Annotated in this window: 19 protein-coding genes and 1 pseudogene; 14 read left to right on the top strand and 6 right to left on the bottom strand. The window is 64.9% G+C overall.

The window, feature by feature from the left end:
• Positions 1-49 precede the first annotated feature (49 nt).
• Together bhcB and bhcA are read right to left on the bottom strand one after the other, a co-directional pair.
• Entirely contained in the window at positions 50-1,024 is a 975-nt protein-coding gene (gene bhcB / locus RBB42_RS23400) for a beta-hydroxyaspartate dehydratase BhcB (RefSeq protein ID WP_305971877.1), read from the bottom strand.
• Between the two features lie 10 nt (positions 1,025-1,034).
• The gene (gene bhcA / locus RBB42_RS23395) at positions 1,035-2,225 is read right to left on the bottom strand and encodes an L-aspartate--glyoxylate aminotransferase BhcA (protein ID WP_305971876.1); all 1,191 of its coding nucleotides are present in this window, start codon (positions 2,223-2,225) and stop codon (positions 1,035-1,037) included.
• 178 nt (positions 2,226-2,403) lie between these two features.
• Here bhcA and bhcR point away from each other — a divergent pair, with 178 nt between their 5' ends.
• Positions 2,404-3,225, top strand: coding sequence for an HTH-type transcriptional regulator BhcR (gene bhcR / locus RBB42_RS23390; protein WP_305971875.1), 822 nt, complete (start codon positions 2,404-2,406; stop codon positions 3,223-3,225).
• A gap of 57 nt (positions 3,226-3,282) precedes the next feature.
• Here bhcR and kynU read toward each other — a convergent pair whose 3' ends face one another.
• The gene (gene kynU, locus RBB42_RS23385; RefSeq protein ID WP_305971874.1) at positions 3,283-4,473 is read right to left on the bottom strand and encodes a kynureninase; all 1,191 of its coding nucleotides are present in this window, start codon (positions 4,471-4,473) and stop codon (positions 3,283-3,285) included.
• Positions 4,470-5,330 (bottom strand): tryptophan 2,3-dioxygenase, encoded by an 861-nt coding sequence (locus RBB42_RS23380; RefSeq protein WP_305971873.1) that lies wholly within the window; start codon positions 5,328-5,330, stop codon positions 4,470-4,472. Before RBB42_RS23380 ends, kynU begins: the two co-directional genes overlap by 4 nt.
• A gap of 273 nt (positions 5,331-5,603) precedes the next feature.
• Between RBB42_RS23380 and RBB42_RS23375 the strand changes: the two genes are divergently transcribed.
• The 13 genes from RBB42_RS23375 (at position 5,604) to RBB42_RS23315 (ending at position 19,632) form a co-directional block, all read left to right on the top strand.
• Positions 5,604-6,896: a serine/threonine-protein kinase gene (locus RBB42_RS23375; protein ID WP_305971872.1), complete on the top strand. Its 1,293-nt coding sequence runs from the start codon at positions 5,604-5,606 to the stop codon at positions 6,894-6,896.
• 16 nt (positions 6,897-6,912) lie between these two features.
• A complete protein-coding gene (locus tag RBB42_RS23370) occupies positions 6,913-7,806 on the top strand; it encodes an FHA domain-containing protein (protein ID WP_305971871.1) in 894 nt (297 codons plus the stop codon).
• Positions 7,799-8,692: a PP2C family protein-serine/threonine phosphatase gene (locus tag RBB42_RS23365; protein WP_305971870.1), complete on the top strand. Its 894-nt coding sequence runs from the start codon at positions 7,799-7,801 to the stop codon at positions 8,690-8,692. Before RBB42_RS23370 ends, RBB42_RS23365 begins: the two co-directional genes overlap by 8 nt.
• Entirely contained in the window at positions 8,689-9,807 is a 1,119-nt protein-coding gene (locus RBB42_RS23360; protein WP_305971869.1) for a hypothetical protein, read from the top strand. Before RBB42_RS23365 ends, RBB42_RS23360 begins: the two co-directional genes overlap by 4 nt.
• 47 nt (positions 9,808-9,854) lie before the next feature.
• Complete coding sequence (locus tag RBB42_RS23355; RefSeq protein WP_305971868.1) at positions 9,855-11,834, top strand: dynamin family protein; 1,980 nt, start codon at positions 9,855-9,857, stop codon at positions 11,832-11,834.
• Complete coding sequence (locus RBB42_RS23350) at positions 11,831-12,691, top strand: P-loop NTPase family protein (protein ID WP_305971867.1); 861 nt, start codon at positions 11,831-11,833, stop codon at positions 12,689-12,691. The genes RBB42_RS23355 and RBB42_RS23350 overlap by 4 nt, the downstream gene beginning before the upstream one ends.
• A gap of 74 nt (positions 12,692-12,765) precedes the next feature.
• Positions 12,766-13,107 (top strand): hypothetical protein, encoded by a 342-nt coding sequence (locus RBB42_RS23345; protein WP_305971866.1) that lies wholly within the window; start codon positions 12,766-12,768, stop codon positions 13,105-13,107.
• Positions 13,104-13,889 (top strand): hypothetical protein, encoded by a 786-nt coding sequence (locus RBB42_RS23340; RefSeq protein WP_305971865.1) that lies wholly within the window; start codon positions 13,104-13,106, stop codon positions 13,887-13,889. Before RBB42_RS23345 ends, RBB42_RS23340 begins: the two co-directional genes overlap by 4 nt.
• 196 nt (positions 13,890-14,085) lie before the next feature.
• On the top strand, positions 14,086-15,702 hold the full coding sequence (locus tag RBB42_RS23335) for a peptide ABC transporter substrate-binding protein (RefSeq protein WP_371931816.1): 1,617 nt from the start codon (positions 14,086-14,088) through the stop codon (positions 15,700-15,702).
• Positions 15,703-15,834: 132 nt separating this feature from the next.
• Entirely contained in the window at positions 15,835-16,764 is a 930-nt protein-coding gene (locus RBB42_RS23330; RefSeq protein WP_305971864.1) for an ABC transporter permease subunit, read from the top strand.
• On the top strand, positions 16,761-17,696 hold the full coding sequence (locus RBB42_RS23325; RefSeq protein ID WP_305971863.1) for an ABC transporter permease: 936 nt from the start codon (positions 16,761-16,763) through the stop codon (positions 17,694-17,696). Before RBB42_RS23330 ends, RBB42_RS23325 begins: the two co-directional genes overlap by 4 nt.
• Positions 17,693-18,646 carry an ABC transporter ATP-binding protein gene (locus RBB42_RS23320; protein WP_305971862.1) on the top strand — a complete coding sequence of 318 codons (954 nt, stop codon included), beginning with the start codon at positions 17,693-17,695 and terminating at the stop codon, positions 18,644-18,646. Before RBB42_RS23325 ends, RBB42_RS23320 begins: the two co-directional genes overlap by 4 nt.
• Positions 18,643-19,632 carry an ABC transporter ATP-binding protein gene (locus RBB42_RS23315; protein WP_305971861.1) on the top strand — a complete coding sequence of 330 codons (990 nt, stop codon included), beginning with the start codon at positions 18,643-18,645 and terminating at the stop codon, positions 19,630-19,632. Before RBB42_RS23320 ends, RBB42_RS23315 begins: the two co-directional genes overlap by 4 nt.
• Before the next feature lie 7 nt (positions 19,633-19,639).
• On the opposite strand, the gene RBB42_RS23310 is transcribed toward RBB42_RS23315, so the two are convergent.
• Together RBB42_RS23310 and RBB42_RS28170 are read right to left on the bottom strand one after the other, a co-directional pair.
• The gene (locus RBB42_RS23310; RefSeq protein WP_305971860.1) at positions 19,640-20,437 is read right to left on the bottom strand and encodes a glutathione S-transferase family protein; all 798 of its coding nucleotides are present in this window, start codon (positions 20,435-20,437) and stop codon (positions 19,640-19,642) included.
• Between the two features lie 105 nt (positions 20,438-20,542).
• Positions 20,543-20,619, bottom strand: a pseudogene (locus RBB42_RS28170) (aldehyde dehydrogenase family protein); the annotation flags it as partial.

The following is a 20,619-nucleotide window of genomic DNA, read 5'->3' as shown; positions in this document are numbered from 1 at the left end:
GTGGCGGGGCATTCCCCGCCCCAGATGCGGTCCACGGCGGGCCCCGGCGTCAGGTCTTCATCCACGGCAACCGGTCCAGGTCGACGTTGCCACCGGTGATGACGATGCCCACACGCTGGCCGGCGTAGACCTCGGGGTTCTTCAGGATCACCGCCAGCGGCACGGCGCAGCTGGGTTCCATGACGATGCGCAGATGCTTCCAGATGATCTTCATCGCGTCGATGATTTCCTGCTCGGATACGGTCTGGATATCGGTCACGAAATGCGACACGAAATGCCAGGTGTTCTCCTTCAGCGGCACCTTCAGCCCGTCGGCGATGGTGTCCGGCGCGTCATCCGCGATGATGTGCCCGGCCTTGAAACTGCGGTATGCGTCATCGGCCTGTTCCGGCTCGGCGGCGTAGATCTTCACCTCTGGCGCCAGGTTCGACAGGGTCAGACAGGTACCAGAGATCATGCCGCCGCCGCCGATGGGGGCCACGACCGCGTCCAACCCGTCCACCTGCTCCAGCATCTCGGCCGAGCAGGTCGCCTGCCCGCAGATCACGCGCGGGTCGTTGTAGGGATGGACAAATTCGCCACCTGTCCGTTCCTGCACCTGTGCAAAAACCTGTTCGCGAGAGGTCGTCGAAGGCTCACACTCGGTGATGATCCCGCCATATCGGCGCACCGCGTCCTTCTTGGCCTGCGGCGCAGTGCGCGGCATGACCACGTTACAGGGGATGCCCCGCCGACCCGCGGCATAGCTGAGGGACAAGGCGTGGTTGCCCGAACTGTGGGTGCAGACGCCGCGCTCCGCTGCCTCGTCCGAGAGACCGAACACCGCGTTGCAGGCCCCCCGCACCTTGAAGGCGCCGGCTTCTTGAAAGTTCTCGCATTTGAAGAACAGCTCTGCGCCGGTCAGATCGTTCAGGTACTGAGACTGCAGAACCGGCGTGCGGTTGATATGCGGCCGGATGCGCTCATGCGCGGCGCGCATGTCCTCGATGGTCAGCGCCTCGGCCAGGGTCATCGCGTCAAGCATCTTTGCCTCCTCAGGCTGCGGATTTCAGCGCCGCAACGCGGCTGCTCCGATAATATTCCTGTGCCGCGGCGACACCGCTGCCCAGGGTGATCGGGTAGTTCAGATCAGCCATCGCCATCTCGATCGTGGCAAGACCGGACAGGACCATGACATCGGTCAGGCTGCCCAGGTGCCCGATGCGAAAGGCCTTGCCGTCCAACTGACCCAGGCCCACGCCAAAGGACACCTTGTAAGCGCGGTAGGCGTGATCGGTCAGCGCATTGCTGTCGAACCCCTCGGGGACATAGACCGCGCTGACAGTGTCAGAATACAGGTCCGGCGACTTGGCGACCAGCTTCAGGCCCCAGGCATCAACCGCGCGGCGCACGCCCTCGGCCAGGCGGAAATGGCGCGCATAGACGTTCTCCAGCCCTTCTTCAAAGAGCATGTCCAGGCTTTCGCGCAGGCCATAGATCAACTGCAGCGGCGGCGTATAAGGGAAGCCTCCTGTCGCATTGGCCTTCATCATGTCGCGGAAGTCGAAAAAGGTGCGCGACAGACCGGCGTTTTCGATCGCCGCCAGCGCCTTGGGCGAAACGCAGAGGATCGCCATGCCGGTCGGCAGCATGAAGCCCTTTTGCGAGCCGCTGACAGCGATATCCACGCCCCAGGCCTCAAACTCGAAGGGCATCGAGGCCAGCGAGCTGACACAGTCGACAAAGAGCATGGCCGGATGATCGGTCCCGTCCAGCGCGCGGCGAACGGCGGCAATGTCCGAACGGACGCCTGTCGCGGTCTCGTTGTGCGTGGTCAGGACGGCCTTGATCTCATGCGCCTTGTCGGCGGCCAGGATCTCGGCGAATTTTCCGGCGGGAACACCTTCGCCCCAGGGCGTTTCGACAATCTGAACGTCAAGTCCGTGGCGTTGGCAGAGGTCGATCCACTTGTTCGAAAAGACGCCATAGCGACCGACCAGGATCTTGTCGCCGGGGCTCAGCGTGTTGGTGACCGCCGCTTCCCAGCCGCCCGTGCCGCTGGCCGGAAAGGTGATGATCTTGCCCTCTGTCGACCCGAAGACCTTCTTCGTGTCTTCCAGCACCGGGGCAAAGGTGTCGCCGAAATCCGGCGCGCGGTGGTCGCGGGTCTGGATCTGGATCGCGCGACGCAGGCGGTCGGGCATGTTGGTCGGGCCGGGGATGAAAACCGGGTTCTGGTCGGTCATGGCGAGGTCTCCTTCTTGCCACCCAATATCCGCCAAGTTCTCGAGTCGTTCAATTTTCTTGAAAAGCTTTTTCATTTCTGCAATGATGGAGCCAAATATATGAAAATGAACAACAATACGTTTTTCATTTTTCATCCTCGCAAATGCAGCGAAAAACTTTTTCGAAAGGTACACGCACATGAACAGCCCAAAACGCCCGCGCGGCCGCCCCAAGTCCGCCTTCAAGGAAAGCTCTGCCGGAACGCTGCAGGCGCTGGACCGCGCGCTTGGCGTGCTAACCGCCTTGGCACGGGATGAGGGCACGACGCTGTCCGACCTCTCGCGCGAGATCGACATTCCCACCGCCACCACCCATCGCATCCTGACGACGCTGGAAAACCACCGTTTCGTGACCTTCGACGAGGAACGCCAGGAATGGGCTGTGGGGATAGAGGCCTGGCGCACCGGCACCGCCTTTCTGAAACGCAACAGCGTGGTCGAGGTCGGCCGCCCCGTCATGCGCCGCCTGATGCAGGAAACCGGAGAGACCGCCAACCTCGCGGTTCCCGACGGGCGCGAGGTGGTCTTTGTCGGCCAGGTCGAGACCCCCAACCCGATCCGGGCCTTCTTTCCGCCCGGCACACGGACGGCCATGCATGCCTCTGGCATCGGCAAGGCGATACTGGCTGCGTTGCGCCCACAGGCACAGCAGCGGTTGATCGAGGACATGGACCTGACGCCCTTTACCGCCAGCACCCATGTCACTCTGTCGGGGCTGACCGTCGACCTGCACAACATCGCCGCGCGGGGCTGGTCGCATGACCGCGAGGAACGGCACGCCGGCATGTCCTGCATCGGGGCCGCCATCCTGAACGACCAGGGAGAGCCCTGCGCGGGGATTTCCGTCTCGGGTCCCACCGCGCGCTTCGACGGGGAACGCATCGCCGATCTGGGACGCCGCGTGGCCGATGCCGCGCAAGAGATCACCGACCTCTCCGGCGGGGCGATGCGCGACGTCTGATCCTTCGGGGGCTGGCTATCTTATGCCGCTTGCGCGGACCGTCGCAGCCAGAGCGTCTCAGGTCACGCGGGACTTGACCTGGTATTTCGGATCGCGCCAGATTTCGTTGCCCAGCACATCTTCCATCACGTCGACCGCGGCCACCACGTCGCTTTCGTCGATGTAGAGCGGGGTAAAGCCGAAGCGCATGATGTCGGGTGCGCGAAAGTCGCCGATGACGCCCCGGTCGATCAGCGCCTGCATTGCCGCGTAACCATGTTCGAAGGCAAAGGACACCTGGCTGCCGCGCTGCCCGGCCTCGCGCGGCGAGGCGAGCTTCAGCATCGGACAGCGCGCCTCGACCTCGGCGATGAACCTCTCGCAAAGCGCGACAGAGGCCGAGCGCAACTCTCCCATCTCGACCCCGTCCCAGGCATCCAGCGCCGCGTCCAGCACCGCCAGTTGCAGGATCGGCGGCGTGCCAACGCGCAAGCGTTCGGTGGACATGGCCGGGCGATAGCCCGGTTCCATCGCGAATGGCGCCGCGTGGCCAAGCCACCCTGACAACGCCGGCTCGACCTTCTCGACGATGTCGGGGCGGGCATAGATGAAGGCCGGCGCCCCCGGCCCGCCGTTGAGGTACTTGTAGCTGCAGCCCACGGCGAATTCGGCATTGCAGGCGGTCACGTCCACCGGCACCGCCCCGGCGCTATGGGCCAGGTCCCAGATCATCACGGCACCTACCGCATGGGCGCGCTCCGTGATCGCCTTCATGTCGTGCATCCGGCCAGAGCGGTAGTCGACCTGGGTCAGCAGGACCACCGCCACGTCGTCGGTGATCGCCTCGGCCACGTCCTCGGGCGCGGGCGTGCGCAGTTCATAGCCCTTGTCGATCGTACCGATCAGGCCCTGCGCCATGTAGAGATCGCTTGGAAAGTTGCCCGCGTCCGACAGGATCACCCGTCGGTCCGGGTTCATCTTCAACGCCGCGGCCAGGGCCTGGTAGACCTTGATCGACAACGTGTCGCCGGTGGCCACCGATCCGGCAGGCGCCCCGATCAGGCCTGCGATGCGGTCACCCACTTTCGCCGGCAGTTCCATCCAGTTCGCCGTGTTCCAGGCGCGGATCAGCTCTTGCCCCCATTCGCGGTTCATGACGTCCTGTACGCGTTCGGTCGCGCCTTTCGGCAGCGGCCCAAGCGAATTGCCGTCGAGATAGATCACCCCTTCGGGCAGGTCGAACAGGTCCTTGCGCGGCAAAGTGGTCATAGCTCTCCTCTCAGGTGCCAGAGTTCCGGGAACAGCTCGACGCTCAGCATCCGGCGCAGGTAGGCCACGCCAGAGGTGCCGCCGGTGCCGCGCTTGAACCCGATCACCCGTTCCACCGTGGTGACATGGTTGAACCGCCAACGGCGGAAGTAATCCTCGAGATCGACCAGCTTTTCCGCCAGTTCATAAAGCGTCCAGTAGCGGTCGATATCCTCGTACACGATCTTCCAGCGCGCCTGGATCTCGTCGCGTGCTGAATGGGGACTGTCGAGTTGCGGTGCCGGCATGGCGCCTTCGCCCCCGTCGACAGTGCGAAAGAGCAGCGCGACCACCTCGTCGTAAAAGCTTGGCCGGGCCAGTTCCGCCTCCAGCGCGGCACGCACCTGCGGAAGGTGTTCATGCGGCTTCATCATATGGGTGTTCCGGTTGCCCAGGATGTATTCGATCATCCGGTACTGATAGGACTGGAACCCCGAAGACGGGCCCAGCGCCTCGCGGAACCGGGTATAATCGGCCGGCGTCATCGTGCGCAGCACGTCCCACTGGTTGTTCAGCTGCTCGAAGATCCGGCTGACCCGCGCCAGCATCTTGAACATCTTGGGCGTGTCGCCCGTCAGCAAGGCATCCCGCGCCGCGCCCAGTTCATGGATCGCCAGTTTCATCCAGAGTTCAGATGTCTGGTGCTGGATGATGAACAGCAACTCGTCATGCGCGCCGCTGAGGCAATGCTGCTGGTCCAGCAGGCTGTCAATGTGCAGGTAATCGCCATAGGACATGGCGTCGGCAAATCCCATCTTGGCGCCATCGCTGGACGGGTCAAAGGCGGTATCGGGGTCTTGATCGCTGGATGTGCTCATTTCCGCGCCACCTTTCGCCAGATCGCGGATCTTGGCAAGACCGCGTAATGTCGGATCACGGCCCCACGGGATCGGCACCGGACGAAACGCTGCCCCGGCGAAGTGCCGCGATTACCCATAAAGATTGAATTTCCTTCGATCCAAGCGACGCATTTTCGTCCAAATTCAGACACCGCCCGGCCCGCAACGACTGGTGATTTCGGGTCCGAACGCACCCTGCACCGCACCCGGCCCCGCCCGCAGCCTGTCCCGTTCGAACAGGAGTATCGAGGTATGACATACCAGTCGCAGATTCCGGTTTCCGAACCCGCCGAGACCCTTGGTGACGGGCTGCCGCCGGGCACGACCCTGTGCAACGGGCAATACACGGTCGAAACCTACCTGAATTCGGGCGGCTTCGGCATCACCTACCTTGCCCGCGACAGCCTTGGACGCCGGGTCGTCATCAAGGAATGTTTCCCCAACGCCATCTGCTGCCGCCGCGGCGAGGACGTTCGCCTGCGGTCAAGAAGCTACGACATGGACTTTACCCGCGCGGTCGAGCTGTTCCAGAAAGAGGCGCGCGCGCTGGCACAACTGCAACACCCCAACATCGTCGGCGTGCACCAGATCTTCGAGGCCAACGGCACCGCGTACATGGCGCTGGATTTCGTCGAGGGCACCGATCTCTTCGACCTGCTGGACCAGCATCCCGACGCGCTCACGCCCGAGGCGGTGCGCGAACTGGCAGTCCTGCTTTTGCAGGCGCTGAGCTATGTGCACCGTAACGGCATTCTCCATCGCGACATTTCCCCGGACAACATCCTGCTGGACACGATGGGCACGCCGGTCCTGATCGATTTCGGCGCCGCGCGGCAAAGCGCGACACAGGCCAGCCGCGTGCTGTCGCGGGTCCACACTGTCAAGGACGGCTATTCCCCGCAGGAATTCTACATCACCGGCAGCGCGCAATCGCGGTCAAGCGATCTCTATGCCCTGGCCGCTACCTTCGTGCACCTGATCGAGGGCAGCCCGCCGCCGAACAGCAGCCTGCGGCTGGCAGCGGTCGCCGAACAGCGGCCCGATCCCTTCCGTCCTCTGTCGGGCAGGTTCCCGCAGCACGACCCGCGCCTTCTGGCTGCCATCGACCGCTGTCTGAACCTCTTTTCCAAGGACCGGCTGCAAAGCGCCGACGAATGGCTGGATGTGCTGGCGGGGCGGCGCCCGTCGCTGTTGGCCCCGGACCCTGTCCCCGTTGACCCGGAGATCGAGACCAAGATCGCCGAGATGGTGGCCATCAACCGCGCCGCCATCGCGGAAGACGATGTCGAGCGTGTCGCGCCCGTCAAGCGCGCGCCCCGTCCCGATCCCGAAGAGGCGAAACGCGCCGCCGAGCGCGAATACTGGGCGATCCTGAACGAGGATCCCGCCGACTGGGTCCGCGATGCCGCAACGGAGCAGCCGACAGAAGAAACCGCAAGCGAAGAGCAGGCCCCGCCACCACCGCGCCGCCGCCGTTTCCTGCTGAGCGCGCTTCTGCCCTGGTCGGGCCGTGGCCAGCGGCGGGCGCTGGAAACAAACCTTTGAGGAAAGAGTGAAGGACATGCAGGGTATCAAGAACCTGATCGCGCGGAGACGCCCGGTTTCCGACCCGGCGCTGGACGCGCCTTTGCAAGACGCGCCCGCGCGCGATCCCTGGGACGATCTTGCCGAGCGCTTCGAGGGAGGACAAGACCCGCGAAACTGCGACATCGACAGCGCCCGCGCCGCGCGCAACCATGTGCCCCGCCCGGAACGGCCACAACCGTCGCCGCGGCAGGAATGGGCCGCGCCCGCAGCGCCCGATCCGGTGGATCTGCCATCGCTCGATCCGGAGGCGGACGCCCTTCCCAACCCAAGGATCTGGGACCTGGACCCGGACAGCCCCGAAGACCCCGCTGCGCCGTCACCCGCCAGCCCGGCCCCCTCGGCGCTGGCGCGCAGCGCCTCCGAAATGGGGTCGGATCCTTCCGAGGCGCCCAGGCCCGGTTCGCAGCGGGTCAAGACACGGCTGCTGGGGTTTCATTCCGACCCCGCCGGCCCGGATCCGCTGGCCGCACCCGCCGCAAGCGCGCCCAGCGCCGAACCCTTCTTCCCGATCGGCTGGATCGTCGTGGTCGACGGACCGGGCCGCGGGGCCAGTTTCACGCTGACCGCTGGCCTGTCGACCTTGGGACGCGACCCGGATCAGACCGTGACGCTGGATTTTGGTGATACCGCCATTTCTCGCGACCGCCATGTGGCCATCGCCTACGACGAGGACGACAACCGCAGCTATATCGGCCACGGCGGCAAGGCCAATATCGTGCGCCTCAACGACAAGCCCCTGCTCAGCACCGAGGAACTGCATGATGGCGACACGATCCGCATCGGCAAGACCGTGCTGCGCTTCGTGGCCTTCTGCGGTGACGGCATGTCCTGGACCGCTCCCGACGGCGGGGCGCAGGACAATGGATGAGCTGGCCACCGACGCGGCCTCGGGCCAACACCTGGGGCGCCGCAGCCGACAAGAGGATGCGCTGATCGCACAGTTCCCAGAGGGCGGCTTGCCCGGACTGGCCGTGTTGTCGGACGGCATGGGTGGTCATGATGACGGCGACCTCGCCAGTCGCATCCTGGTGAGCGAGATGTTCGCCGAGATGTACCTGGCGGCGGCCCGTGCACCCGACGGCGGCGACCCCGGTTTTCACGCCGCGCTGGACAGCGCCAATGCCCGCCTGAAACAGCATATCGACGCAGATTGCATCAGTGCCGACACCGGCGGGACGCTTGTGGCGCTGCGCGTGGACGGCGGCTGGCTCCGCTGGCTGTCCGTCGGGGACAGCCCGCTGTACCTGTTTCGAGACGGCGCGTTGCGGCGGCTGAACGTATTGCATTCGATGGGGGCACAACTGGATCTCATGGCGGCACGCGGCGCGATTGCGCCTGAGGCCGCCCGCGAGCATCCGCAACGCCATTGCCTTACCTCCGCTGTCACCGGTCAGAGCGTGCCCTTGGTCGATTGCCCGGCAGAAGCCTTGGCGCTGGAACCCGGGGATATCGTCCTGTTGGCCAGTGACGGGTTGAACGTGCTCGATCCGACCGAGATCGCGCGAATCCTGCGAGGGCGCCCACAGGCGGGCAGCACCGCCTTGACCCGCGCCCTGCTCGCGGCGGTCCGGGACAAACAGGCCGCCCACCAGGACAATGTCTCTTTGGTGGTGATCCGTATGATCCCCGCTCCTGACAGCGCAACCGCCCGCCGAATAGCGCGCCACGCCGGACAATTGGCCGCGCGTCTGCCACTGCTTGGGATCGCAGGATTGACCGGCCGGATCCCCGTCAAACGGAGGGCCGGATCGTGACTCCCCTGCCCTCCGATCATGCGGACACAGTGGCCGGACTGCAGGCGCTCTGCGCTGACGCGCGCCTTTCGGCCAAGGCCCAGGCCAATTGCGCCGCGCTGGCCCGGAAGCTGGCGGCGCCGGTGCGCATCGGCCTGCTGGGTTTGCCCGGCGCCGGGAAACGGGCCGTCCTGGCAGCGCTTGGCGGACTGCCACCCGATCTCGTGGCGCAGCCGCTGCCAACGCTGGAGCTGTCGCAAGGGCCCGCGGCCCGGACCAGTGCCATGCTGCCTGACGGCAGCAGGATCGGGGGCGAGGGCCTGCCAACGCCGGACCTGCTTGCTCAGGGCCCTGTCTTCCTGCAGATCACAACGCCCGAACCTGCCCTGTCGGGCCGTCAGCTATTGTTGCTCGTCACCGATACCAGCGCCTCGGACCTGCGCGCCGGCCTGTCCTGGGCAGCTTCGCGCGTCGACCTTGCGCTCTGGTGTTCCCGCGATTGGAACGATTTCGAACGCGACCTCTGGCAGGCGGCGCCGGATCGCCTGCACAACCACGCGCTGCTGGTCCAGACCGGCGACCGTCCTTCCAAGTCGCCCGGCGCGGGGTTTGACGGACAGTTCCACGTAAACCCCGTCGCCGCAAGGGGACTGGCCCCGCTGGTCGCCCATCTGGACCAGGTGATCGAGGACGCCAGCCTGCAAGACATTCACGCCGCCCAGATGCTGCTGCACCGCTATGGCACGCCCGCGCAGCGTGCCCCCTCCGAAGAGCAGGCGCGGACCGCAGAGGTCATCCCGCATCCCGCCACGCTGCCACCCGAGGCCGCGCGCGACCTTGCCCGCGTCTTTCATGCGGTGCGCGACGCGGCAGACGGCCTCGCCGCGACCCTTGGGGGCGGTTGCGACGACGATACCCTGTTTGGCGCCTTCGATGAGACATTCGCCAATCTGGCCGAAAGAGCCGCCGGGGCCGAAAGCCTGCAGGAACATCTGCCCGACCTCGTGGCGCGGTTCGACGAGGCTCAGGACCTGGCTCTGCTGCTGCGGATCGAGGGCGGGACCGAGCAATTGGCCGATGCGGCGCAGTTGTTGCTGCAGGTCCGGCAGGATGTCGAGCAGCACATGGCCGCCTGACGGCCTCCGAAGATCCCGCAAGAGGATATCCAGGTGAGACAAGACGCATGACACAGGTTTCGACGGATCCGATCGCAACGCCCCCCAAGGCCTTCGACGGCTTTTCCGCCCTTGCGGAACGGTTGGCCGATCTCGACATGCGTTTTGCAGAAATGGCGCAATGCAGCGAGGAGAGCATCGCCCACCAGGCTCGCGAGCACCGCCGCCAGATCCGTGCCTTCGAACCTTCGGTGACCTTCATCGGGCAGGTCAAGGCGGGCAAGACCACGCTGGTCAACGCGCTCACCGGCTGGCCGGACCTCTTGCCCGCGGACGTGAATCCCTGGACCTCCGTCGTGACGTCGCTGCACATGTCGCCGCAGTTGAAACCGCAGGATCGCCGCGCTGCTTTTCGGTTTTTTACCAACGAGGAATGGGACCACCTGATCCGCCAGGGGGGCCGGGTCGGCGAAATCGCCGCGCGGGCCGGGGCGGACACGGAACTGGAAAAGGTCCGCGCGCAACTGGACGAGATGCGCGAGAAATCCAAGGCAAGGCTGGGGCGCAAGTTCCAGATGCTGCTGGGGCAGACCCATGACTACGACACTTTCGACCAGGAGTTGATCCAGCGCTACGTCTGCCTGGGCGACGATTTCTGGGAAGAGGCGGACGGCAGCCCCGACCAGGGCCGGTTCGCCGATATCACCAAGTCGGCGGATCTCTGGTTCGCAGGACCGGACCTGCCTCTTGGCCTGTGCATCCGTGACACGCCAGGTGTCAACGACACCTTCATGATCCGCGAACAGATTACCATCAACGCGCTGCGCGGCAGCCGGCTTTGCGTGATGGTCCTGTCCGCGCAACAGGCCCTGTCCTCGGTGGATCTTGGCCTGATCCGGCTGATCTCGAACGTGAAATCGCGCGACGTCATCATCTTCGTGAACCGTATCGACGAACTGGCGGACCCGGTGAGCGCCGTATCCGAGATCCGCGCCAGCATCCTTGCCACCCTGCGCCGCTTCGATGGTCCGCAGGAGGCAGAGATCATCTTCGGTTCTGGCTACTGGGGCCATCACGCCGTGGCGGGCCGCCTGGACGACCTGGGCACCGACAGTGCCGCGGCGCTGGTCAGCTGGGCCGAAGCACATGTCACCAGCAAACTGGCCCACCTGCCCGCGCAGGAGATTATCTGGCAGCTTTCCGGCCTGCCCACCCTTGGCGATGCCATTGCCCAGCGGGTCGAACAGGGGATGGGCGCACGCCTGGAACAGACCCTGGATGTGGCACTGGACAACCTGCAAACGGGCAAGACGGCCATTGGGTCCCGCAATGGGTGCGATACGTTCGAACCTCGGCAATTGACAATGACCCCGCCGGACATCGCCCACCAGCTCGACCGGATCGAAGATCGCGCCTGTGCGGCGCTGGAGGCCCACCTGGCCCGGATGCACGAGGCCTTTGCCAACCGGTCCGACAATGCCCGCCGCGCCTTCCTCGGGCGGGCAACCGCATCCCTGGTCAAGCACCTCGAACATTATGGCGAAGGCGAGGTCTGGACCTACGACCCCTCGGGCCTGCGAATGCTCTTGCGCAGCGCCTACAAGGTCTTTGTCCAGGGCGCCGGGAAGGCCGGAACAGAGGTCCTGTCCGGGGCGGCCGAGGACATCGGCGCACTCTACCGAACGGCCTTCGCACTGGAGCCGGAGGGGCCCGCGATCAAGCCGCCGCCACTGCCCTCGGCCCCCGCACCGATCAGCCTTGGCCAGACCATCGCGCTGGACCTTAGGGGCAGCTGGTGGGCGCGGTTCTGGCGGCGTCAACGCGGCTATCACGCCTTTGCTGACGACTTTTCGCGCCTGATCCACGAAGAAACCAAGCCGGTGGTCGAAGCCCTGCACCACCAATGCGCCGCGCCCTTCTCGCAAGAGCTGCGCAAGACGCTGAGCGGGTTCATCCAGGGCCAGCGCGAGATCCTGACCGGCCTGGCCCAGGACAGCGCCTCCCATGCCCCAGCCCCCCGAAACCAACAGCAGAGGTCCGCATCATGACAGACGATCGTCCCACCGACCCGAGCGCCCGAAAGCCACGCGTCGCCCTGATGGGAGAATTCAGCGCGGGCAAGAGCACCCTGGCCAACCTGCTCCTGGGTCAGAACAGCTCTCCGGTACAGGTCACGGCCACGCAGCTGCCGCCGGTCTGGTATCAACTGGGCACCCCAGGTGCGCGACGCATCGGCCAGGACGGCAGTGCGACGCCCCTGCCCGCCGATGACTGGTCGGCGGTATCGCCCGAGGATACCCGGATGATCCAGGCCCAGCTGGACGCGGATATCCTGCAAGCCTGCGACCTGATCGACCTGCCCGGGACCTCGGATCCGAACATGGCACCGGATTTCTGGGATGCCTTCCTGCCCAAGGTCGACCTGGCGATCTGGTGCACGCCGGCCAACCAGGCCTGGCGCCAGTCCGAGGCCGCCCTCTGGGAACAGGTTCCGCCACAACTCTGGACAAAGAGCCTGCTTCTGATCACCCGCATCGACAAGATGCAGGCAGAACGGGACCGGGCGCGGGTCTTTGCACGGGTCCGGGCCGAGGCCGGGGCGCTGTTCCGCGACGTGCTGCCGATCTCGCTGACCGGCGCGCTGGCGGGTCGTGACAACGACGACGTGCTGGAGGCAACCGGCGCCGCCGCCCTGGTCCGTTTTCTGTGCCATGCTCTCGAAGGATTGGAGCCGCCTGCCCCGGTGGAGACACCGCGCGCCACCGCCCCAACGCCACCGGCCAGCCGGTCCCGGCCCGCGGCACCTTCCGCCGGCAGCGGCACCGAGCCGAGGATCGTGCCCCGCCGTATCACGCGCAGCAAGTCGCAGGGCGCCCGATCAAGGCCCGAACACCGTCACGCCTGATCACCGGAAGACGTCCCGAGGTAAGGCGACCTTAACCCGCCGCGGGTCATGACAGGGCCAGCAGAGGCTACCCGATGACCCGTGACGATCTTGCCCGGTTCCGTGCCGGTTTCGCTCATTGCGAACTGGTGATGCTCGCCGACACCGCGGCGCGCACCGTCCTGACTTTCGACAGCGCCATCCACCAGGGACAGGAACGCCTAGACGATCTCTGTGCAACGGCCTGCGCCCTGTTCCGTGCGGACCTGCCCGTCAGCGGCATGGCCCTTCTGAGCGGCCCCCGTGGCAGCCGATTGTTCCTGCAAATGCCCCAAGAGCCGAGTGAGGTGATCTGTGCGGTGCTCGGCCCCCGGGCCGACCTGCCCGCGATTTGCGCTGCTGCGGGGCAACTTGGCGATCCGGAAAGCATGACATGACCGACCATCCCTCGATTGCAACCATTCTGGCGCGGGCGGCGGCCCTGGGCACCGACAGCGATTCCCTGGCCGCCGCTTCGGCAGAAGAGGCGCAGGGCTTTGTCCTCGACGCCATCGCGGCCTGCATTGCGCCGCGCGAACTGACAATCCTCGACGGCGGGATCCCCTTGTTGCGGCTGGAGGCGGCGTCTGGACAGTTGTCGCGCATCGTCGAACTGCCGGACAACGCCCCGGCAGAGGCGCAGGCTCTGTCCTGCAAACCGCTGAAATTCTCGGAAGTGGAGGCCGTGGCCCGGACCTTGGCCCGGTTGCTGCCCGGCGACCAAAGGTTGCAATGCAGGTCCACCCCGCCCCTGCGCCCCCCGGATCCCGCGCACTCCGGCATTGCCAGCGATGCGCTTTGCCGGCAGCTTGGGCTGGCTTTGCCGGACGCAGTGATCCCGGACCGTTGGGCCTATCTCCTTGCCGCCGCCGAAGAGGTGTTGGTCGCTGTCATCGAACCGGGACACCCGACCCGGCAGTTCCGTCCGAGCCACCCCATTCCCGGCACCTTGGAAAGGCAGCTACAGACCCTTCTGGAACCCCCGTCCCCAGCCGCCAACATCCTGAACGGAAATGAAATACTCTTCTTCATTCTTGCCAGCGATCCGGATCTGGCCATCGGGTTGGCGCGGGACGGGTCCCACCCTCGCGCCCTTGTCATAGAGGCCGAGGCAATGGCGGATGTTGCTGCTTTCTGGGCCAGTCTTCCGCATGTTCCAATCGCCTGCGCCCCTGACTGACACGTCTGAAGCAACGGCTGGGCATGGCCGTGGCGTCAAACCGCCACCTCGCTGCCTGATCGCCCCTTGACCTTCCACCACGTTTCACCCCACGGTTGTCCGGCCGACGGGCCTGCGGGCAGCCAGAAAAAGCCTTTGCAAGGTCCTGCAACTCGGGCACGCTTTGCCGCGAGAACATCCAACCCTGGGGAGAACCATGAAGTATCGTTCCGCGATTGTTCCATTTCTTTTGTCGACCACTCTGATGACGGCCGGTTTTGCCGCCGATGTCCCCGAGGGCACCCAACTGGCAGCCGACCAGACCTTCACCTACCGCGTGCTCGACGAATTCTCCTCTTTCGACCCGCAGGTGGTCGAGGATGTGAACGGCTCCGAAGTGGTGCGTGATCTCTTCGAAGGGCTCTACAACCAGAACGCCGACGGCGAGATCGTGCCGGGCGTCGCCCTCAGCCACACGGTCAGCGAAGACAACATGACCTATACCTTCACCCTGCGCGACGATGCCAAGTGGTCGGATGGCAAACCCGTCACCGCCGGCGATTTCGTCTATGCCTGGCAGCGCGCGGTGGATCCCGAACTGGCCTCGCCCTACGCCTGGTACATGGAACTGATGTCGATCCAGAACGGCGCCGCGATCATCGCGGGCGAAAAGCCGATCACCGACCTCGGCGTCTCGGCCCCCGACGACCACACGCTGGTGGTGCAGTTGAGCCAGCCGCTGCCCTATTTTGCCAAGATGGTCACGCACGCCACCACCTTCCCGGCGCCGAAATGGGCGATCGAGGAACACGGCCAGGAATGGACCCGCCCAGAGAACATCGTTTCGAACGGCGCCTATGTCCTGACCGAACATGTCCCCAAGGAACGGTCGGTGCGCGAGCGCAACGAGATGTACTGGGACAATGACAAGACCGTGCTGGAACGGGTCGTGACGCTGGTCATCGGCGACGAAGCGCAGGGCCTGACCCGCTGGCGCGCGGGAGAGGTCGACAAGACGGACATTCCCTCCGGCCAGTATCCGGCCCTGAAGGAAGAGTTCCCCGACCAGGCCTATGCCGTGCCGCGGCTGTGCAACTATTACATGACCTTCAATCTCAAGGACGGGCCCGAGCCGTTTCAGGACGTGCGCGTCCGCCAGGCGCTGTCCTACGCGCTGGACCGTGACGTGATCGTCGACGGCGTGCTGCAGGGCGGCCAATTCCCGGCCTATAACTTCACCCCCGGCGCCACCGAAGGTTTCGAGGTGCCCGAGATCGACTATGCCAACATGACCCAGGCAGAGCGCGACGCGAAAGCCAAGGAATTGCTGGCAGAAGCGGGGTACGGTCCGGACGGCGACACGTTGTCCTTCACCTATCTCTACAACACCTCCGAAAGCCACCAGCAGATCGGCATCGTGGCCAGCCAGATGTGGAAGCAAAAACTGGGTGTCGAGGTGACGCTGGAAAACCAGGAATGGAAAGTCTTCCTGGAAACCCGCGGCAACCAGAACTTCGAACTTGCCCGCGGTGCATGGTGCGGCGACTACAACGAGGCCTCCACCTTCCTCGATCTGCTGACATCGCAGTCGGGCTACAACGACGGCAAGTATTCCAACGCCCGCGTCGACGAATTGATGGCAGAGGCCAAATCCTCGCAGGATGCCGGTCCTCTCTACTTCGAAGTCGAAGAGATCCTGTCCCAGGAAATGCCGGTGATCCCGATCTTTCACGCCTCGATCAACATGATGCTGAGCGACCAGATCAAGGGCTGGCCGGTCAACAATGTCGAGCAGAACTGGTACGCCAAGGACCTCTACAAGGTCGCCGAGTAAGCGCCGCGTCGCTTATCCGCACCCCCCGCCCCGGACCTATTCCGGGGCCTCTGCACGGTTCCACCGGCGCGGGGGTCCCGGGCCAGGCCCGGGACGGGGTCACATTGCTCGAACCCCGGATCCGGTTCCCCCATGTTCAACTACACCCTGCGCCGATTGCTGACGGTGATCCCGACGCTCCTGGTGCTGATCGTCTTTTCCTTCTACCTGATGCGGCTGGCGCCCGGTGGTCCGTTCACCTCTGAAAAGCCGCTGCCGCCTGCGGTCATGCAGAACGTGCTGGAACGCTACGGCATGGATCAGCCGCTTTATGTCCAGCTCTGGACCTATATCAAGAACATCGTCTTCCATTTCGACTTCGGGCCCAGTTTTGCCCAGAAGGATCGAACGGTGAATGACGTGATCGCCCAGGGGTTTCCGGTCACGCTGACCTACGGGTTCTGGTCGGCGGTCTTCGTGCTGGTGCTGGGCATCCCGCTGGGGATCATCGCCGCGCTGCGCCACAACAGCATCTGGGACTACACGATGACGGGGCTTGCCATCTTCTCGCAGATCTTTCCGAATTTCGTTCTCGCCCCGATCCTCGTGCTGCTCTTCACCCTGTCCTGGGGACTGTTGCCCGGGGGGGGCTGGAACGGCGGGCAATGGGAATACATCGTCATGCCCGCCATCGCGCTGGGGACATCCTACATGGCAGGTGTCGCCCGCCTGACACGCGGTTCCATGCTGGAGGTGCTGAACGCGCCCTTTATCCAGACTGCCCGCGCAAAGGGCCTGCCGGAACGAGTCATCATCTGGCGGCATGCGCTGAAACCGGCGCTCTTGCCGACGCTGACCTACATGGGCCCGGTTTTTGTCTACATGATCACCGGATCGGTCTTCATCGACGTCTTCTTTTCCACCGGCGGCATCGGGCAGGATTTCATCGACGGCGCCTATAGCCGCGATTACTCCATGCTGCTGGGGCTGGCGATCCTCTACAGCCTTCTGACCTTTGCCCTGAATCTCATGCTCGACCTGCTTTATGCCTGGATCGACCCCAAGGTGCGGAGCAGCCTGTGACGGACGCCCGTAAACACCTCAACTCCAGGGACTTCGCCGACACCGTCGCCGAAGAGATGATCGTCTCGCGGTCGTTCTGGGCGGATGCCCGGCGCCGCTTCCTGGGACACCGGCTGGCGGTCTTTTCCGTATTCATGCTGCTGGCGCTGGTACTCTTCGCGCTCTTCGGGCATCACCTTGCGCGCTGGAGCTTCGAGGAGATCGACTGGAACGTCCTGGGCAGGATCAAGACCGAAGGCGCCCCCAGCCTGGAAAACGGTCACTGGTTCGGTGTCGACGAACTGGGCCGCGACCTTTATGCCCGCGTCGTCCAGGGCACGCGCACCTCCTTGATGGTCGGCTTTGTCGCCGGTCCGCTGGCGGTGCTGCTGGGGGCCACGCTGGGGGCCCTGGCGGGCTACTTCGGCGGGCGCCTCGACCAGATTATCACCGGGCTCTACACGATCTGGATCTCGATCCCCTACATCATCTTCTTTGTCGTCTGGCAGGCTTTCTTTGGTCGCTCACTGACGCAGATGATCATTGTCATCATCATCGTGAACTGGACCGCCGGCCTCTTGATCGTGCGCGGGCAGGTCATGATGCTGAAACACCGCGAATTCGTCGATGCGGCGCGGATGCTGGGCACGTCCGACCTCGCCATCATCTTCAAGCACCTGGCGCCGAACATCCTCTGGGTGATCGTGATCTATACCTCGATCGTCATCCCCGAGGTCATCATGGCCGAAAGCCTCGTTTCCTTCCTGGGCGTCGGCATCCAGGAGCCGAACACAAGCTGGGGCGCGCTGATCTCTGAGGGCGCGCGGACCATGACCTTCGGCACGCTCTGGCAACTGGCCTTCCCCGCCGCCTTCTTCGTGATCGCCCAAGTCTCGCTGTATTACATCGGCGACGGGTTGCGCGACGCCCTCGACCCCAAGGACCGCCGATGACCCTGCTTTCGGTACAAAACCTCCGGATCCGCTTTCGCACCGGCGACGGGCTGGTGCACGCGGTCAACGATGTCAGTTTCGACATGGCCGAGGGTCAGAAACTTGCGCTTGTGGGCGAAAGCGGCTCTGGCAAGAGCCAGATCGCCCTCGCCATCATGGGTCTGCTGGCAAAAAACGCAGAGATCGACGGGCAGATCCGTTTCGACGAACGTGACCTGCTGACCCTGCCCGCCGCACAGATGAATGCCCTGCGGGCCGCGCAGATCGCGCTGATCTTCCAGGACCCCATGAGCTCGCTCAACCCCTACATGACCATCGAACGACAGCTCGGCGAGGTTGTGGAACTGCACGAGGGCGCCAGCCGGGCCGAGGCCCGCAAACGTGCGCTGGAGGTCATGGATGCCGTGCGCATCCCCGACGCCAGGAACCGACTGCGCGCCTATCCGCACGAATTCTCGGGCGGGATGCGCCAGCGTATCGTGATCGCGATGGCCCTGATCTGTCGCCCCCGGCTGATCCTCGCCGATGAACCGACCACGGCGCTGGACGTCACCGTGCAGGCGCAGATCATGGCCCTTCTGGACGAGATCCAGCGCGACATGGGCACTTCCGTTCTGCTGATCACCCACGACCTTGGCGTCGTCGCCGGGTTCTGCGATGACACGATGGTGCTCTATGGTGGCCGCGTGATGGAGGCCGCGCCGACCCCCGCGATCTTCGACGCGCCCGGGCATCCCTATACCCGGGGTTTGCTGCGCGCCGTGCCACGGATCACCGAAGGCGATGTCACGCTTTCGGCCATACCCGGAAGCCCGCCGAACCAGACCGCAGCCCCCCGGGCCTGCCCCTTTGCGCCACGCTGCGTCGATGCCATTCCCGCCTGCCACGACGGACTGCCCGAATTCCGCGAGGGCCGCGCCTGCATCCGCCCGGTGGAGGAACTGACATGAGCGATCCCATACTCTCGGTCAGCGACATGCGCGTGACCTTCCCGGTCCGCCAGGGCCAACGATTTCCCTGGTCGCCGCCTCGGCGCCTGCAGGCGGTCACTGGCGTCGGCTTTGATCTGATGCCGGGCCAGGTGCTGGGCATCGTCGGCGAATCCGGCTGCGGCAAGTCCACCCTGATCCGCGCCATCGCCGGGCTTGGCCCTCATGACAGCGGCTCCGTCTCGCTGGACGGCGAACCCATCGACTATGCCCGCCGGGCCGATCTGCAAAGACTGCGCCGGCGAATGCAGATGATCTTTCAGGATCCCATGGCCTCGCTCAACCCGCGCATGACCATCCGCGAGATCGTGGCCGAACCGCTGGTCTACTTCTGCCCCGAGCTGAACAGCCGACAGAGGCGGCAGAAAGTGATCGAGATGCTGGACCGCGTCGGCATCGCCGAGCGCAACATGAACCGGTTCCCGCATGAATTCTCGGGCGGACAATGCCAGCGCATCGGCATCGCCCGCGCTCTGATCGCCCGCCCGCAGATTCTACTCTGCGATGAACCGGTCTCGGCGCTCGACGTCTCGATCCAGGCGCAGGTCATCAACCTTCTCAAGGAGTTGCAGGCGGAGATGGGGCTGACGCTGATCTTTGTCGCCCATGACCTGGGCGTGGTGCGCCACATCTCCGACGATATCTTGGTAATGTACATGGGCGGCATGATGGAGTTGGCACCGGCGGCAGATCTGGTGGCGAACCCGCGCCACCCCTACACGCAGGCACTGCTTTCCGCGGTTCCGGTACCCGATCCCCGCGTGAAACAGCAACCTCAGATCCTGACCGGAGACCTGCCCAGCCCGACGGACCTGCCGCAGGGCTGCCTCTTTCAGTCGCGCTGTCCGAAACGCATCGATGCCTGCGCCCGCACCCGGCCCGACTTGCTGAACCGACAGGGGCGCCAGGTGGCCTGCCTGCTGGAGGACGAAGCGGAGCGGGCCTGACCAGCGGTCAGACCAGCCCCAAATCCGCGTCCGAGGCGCTGCCCGCGTATTTGTCGCGCGGCGGCATCGGCCGGTCGCGCCAATGCGGTTCGAAGGCAAAGCTGGACACGCTCCGCCCGTCGACCAGCGCCCCGTTGCCCGCCCCGAGCGCGTAGTCGTAGTAGAGTTTGACGATCTCCTCTTCGCAGACCTGATCGGTGCCGAGATGCGCCATGCAGGCGCTGCGCCAACGCCGGACACGGTCGTATTCCGGCCCCTCGGGCAGCGAGAAATCCTCGTAATAGTCGAGAAACCAGAAGCGTTTGAACATCGGCGTGAACACCGCCTCGGCCAGGCCGAATTCCCCGAAAAGGAATGGCCCTTCGGGGCTGTGCTCGGACAGGAAACCGTCGATGTCACGGTAAAGACCCAACAGCTTGTCGCGATGCGCTTCCCGCTGATCCCTGTCCTGGTTCAGGACGAACAGATATCCCGCCGTCGTGAAAGGGCCTTCAAGGGCAATCAGCATGGATTCCACTGCATGGTCGAACGGGTCTGCCCGGCGCAATGGGCCGCCCGGCAATACCTCGTCGAGGTAGCGCAGAATGACGAGGCTTTCCTTGAGGATACGCCCCTCGGCTGTTTCCAGCACCGGCAGGGCCGTTGTACCACGGGTCTTGCGCAGCAGCTCGGGATCGCGGGGCTTCGTGATGTCGACCACCCGGAATTCGACCGCATCCGGGGTGCCCCTCAGGGCCAGCAGGATTTCCAGCCGTTGGGAAAAGGGACAGACGGGGATGTGGTAGACGATCGGTCTTTCGGTCATGTTCGGTTCCTTTGGCGTTCTTCCGCCGCAGGATAGCCGTGATCATCTTTTCGAGCACCCCCCGGGGCCCTGCCGGCAATCGGTCAGGGCCCCGGGGCGCTTGATTTATCGCAGGTCGCCGGGCAGCAGGGCGTCGGGGAGGTTCTGGTAGCAGACCGGGCGCAGGAAGCGGCGGATGGCCA

It is taken from the genome of Mameliella sp. MMSF_3455 (assembly GCF_030733205.1).
Classification (GTDB): domain Bacteria; phylum Pseudomonadota; class Alphaproteobacteria; order Rhodobacterales; family Rhodobacteraceae; genus Antarctobacter.
This window is presented reverse-complemented; position numbering and strand designations above follow the sequence as displayed.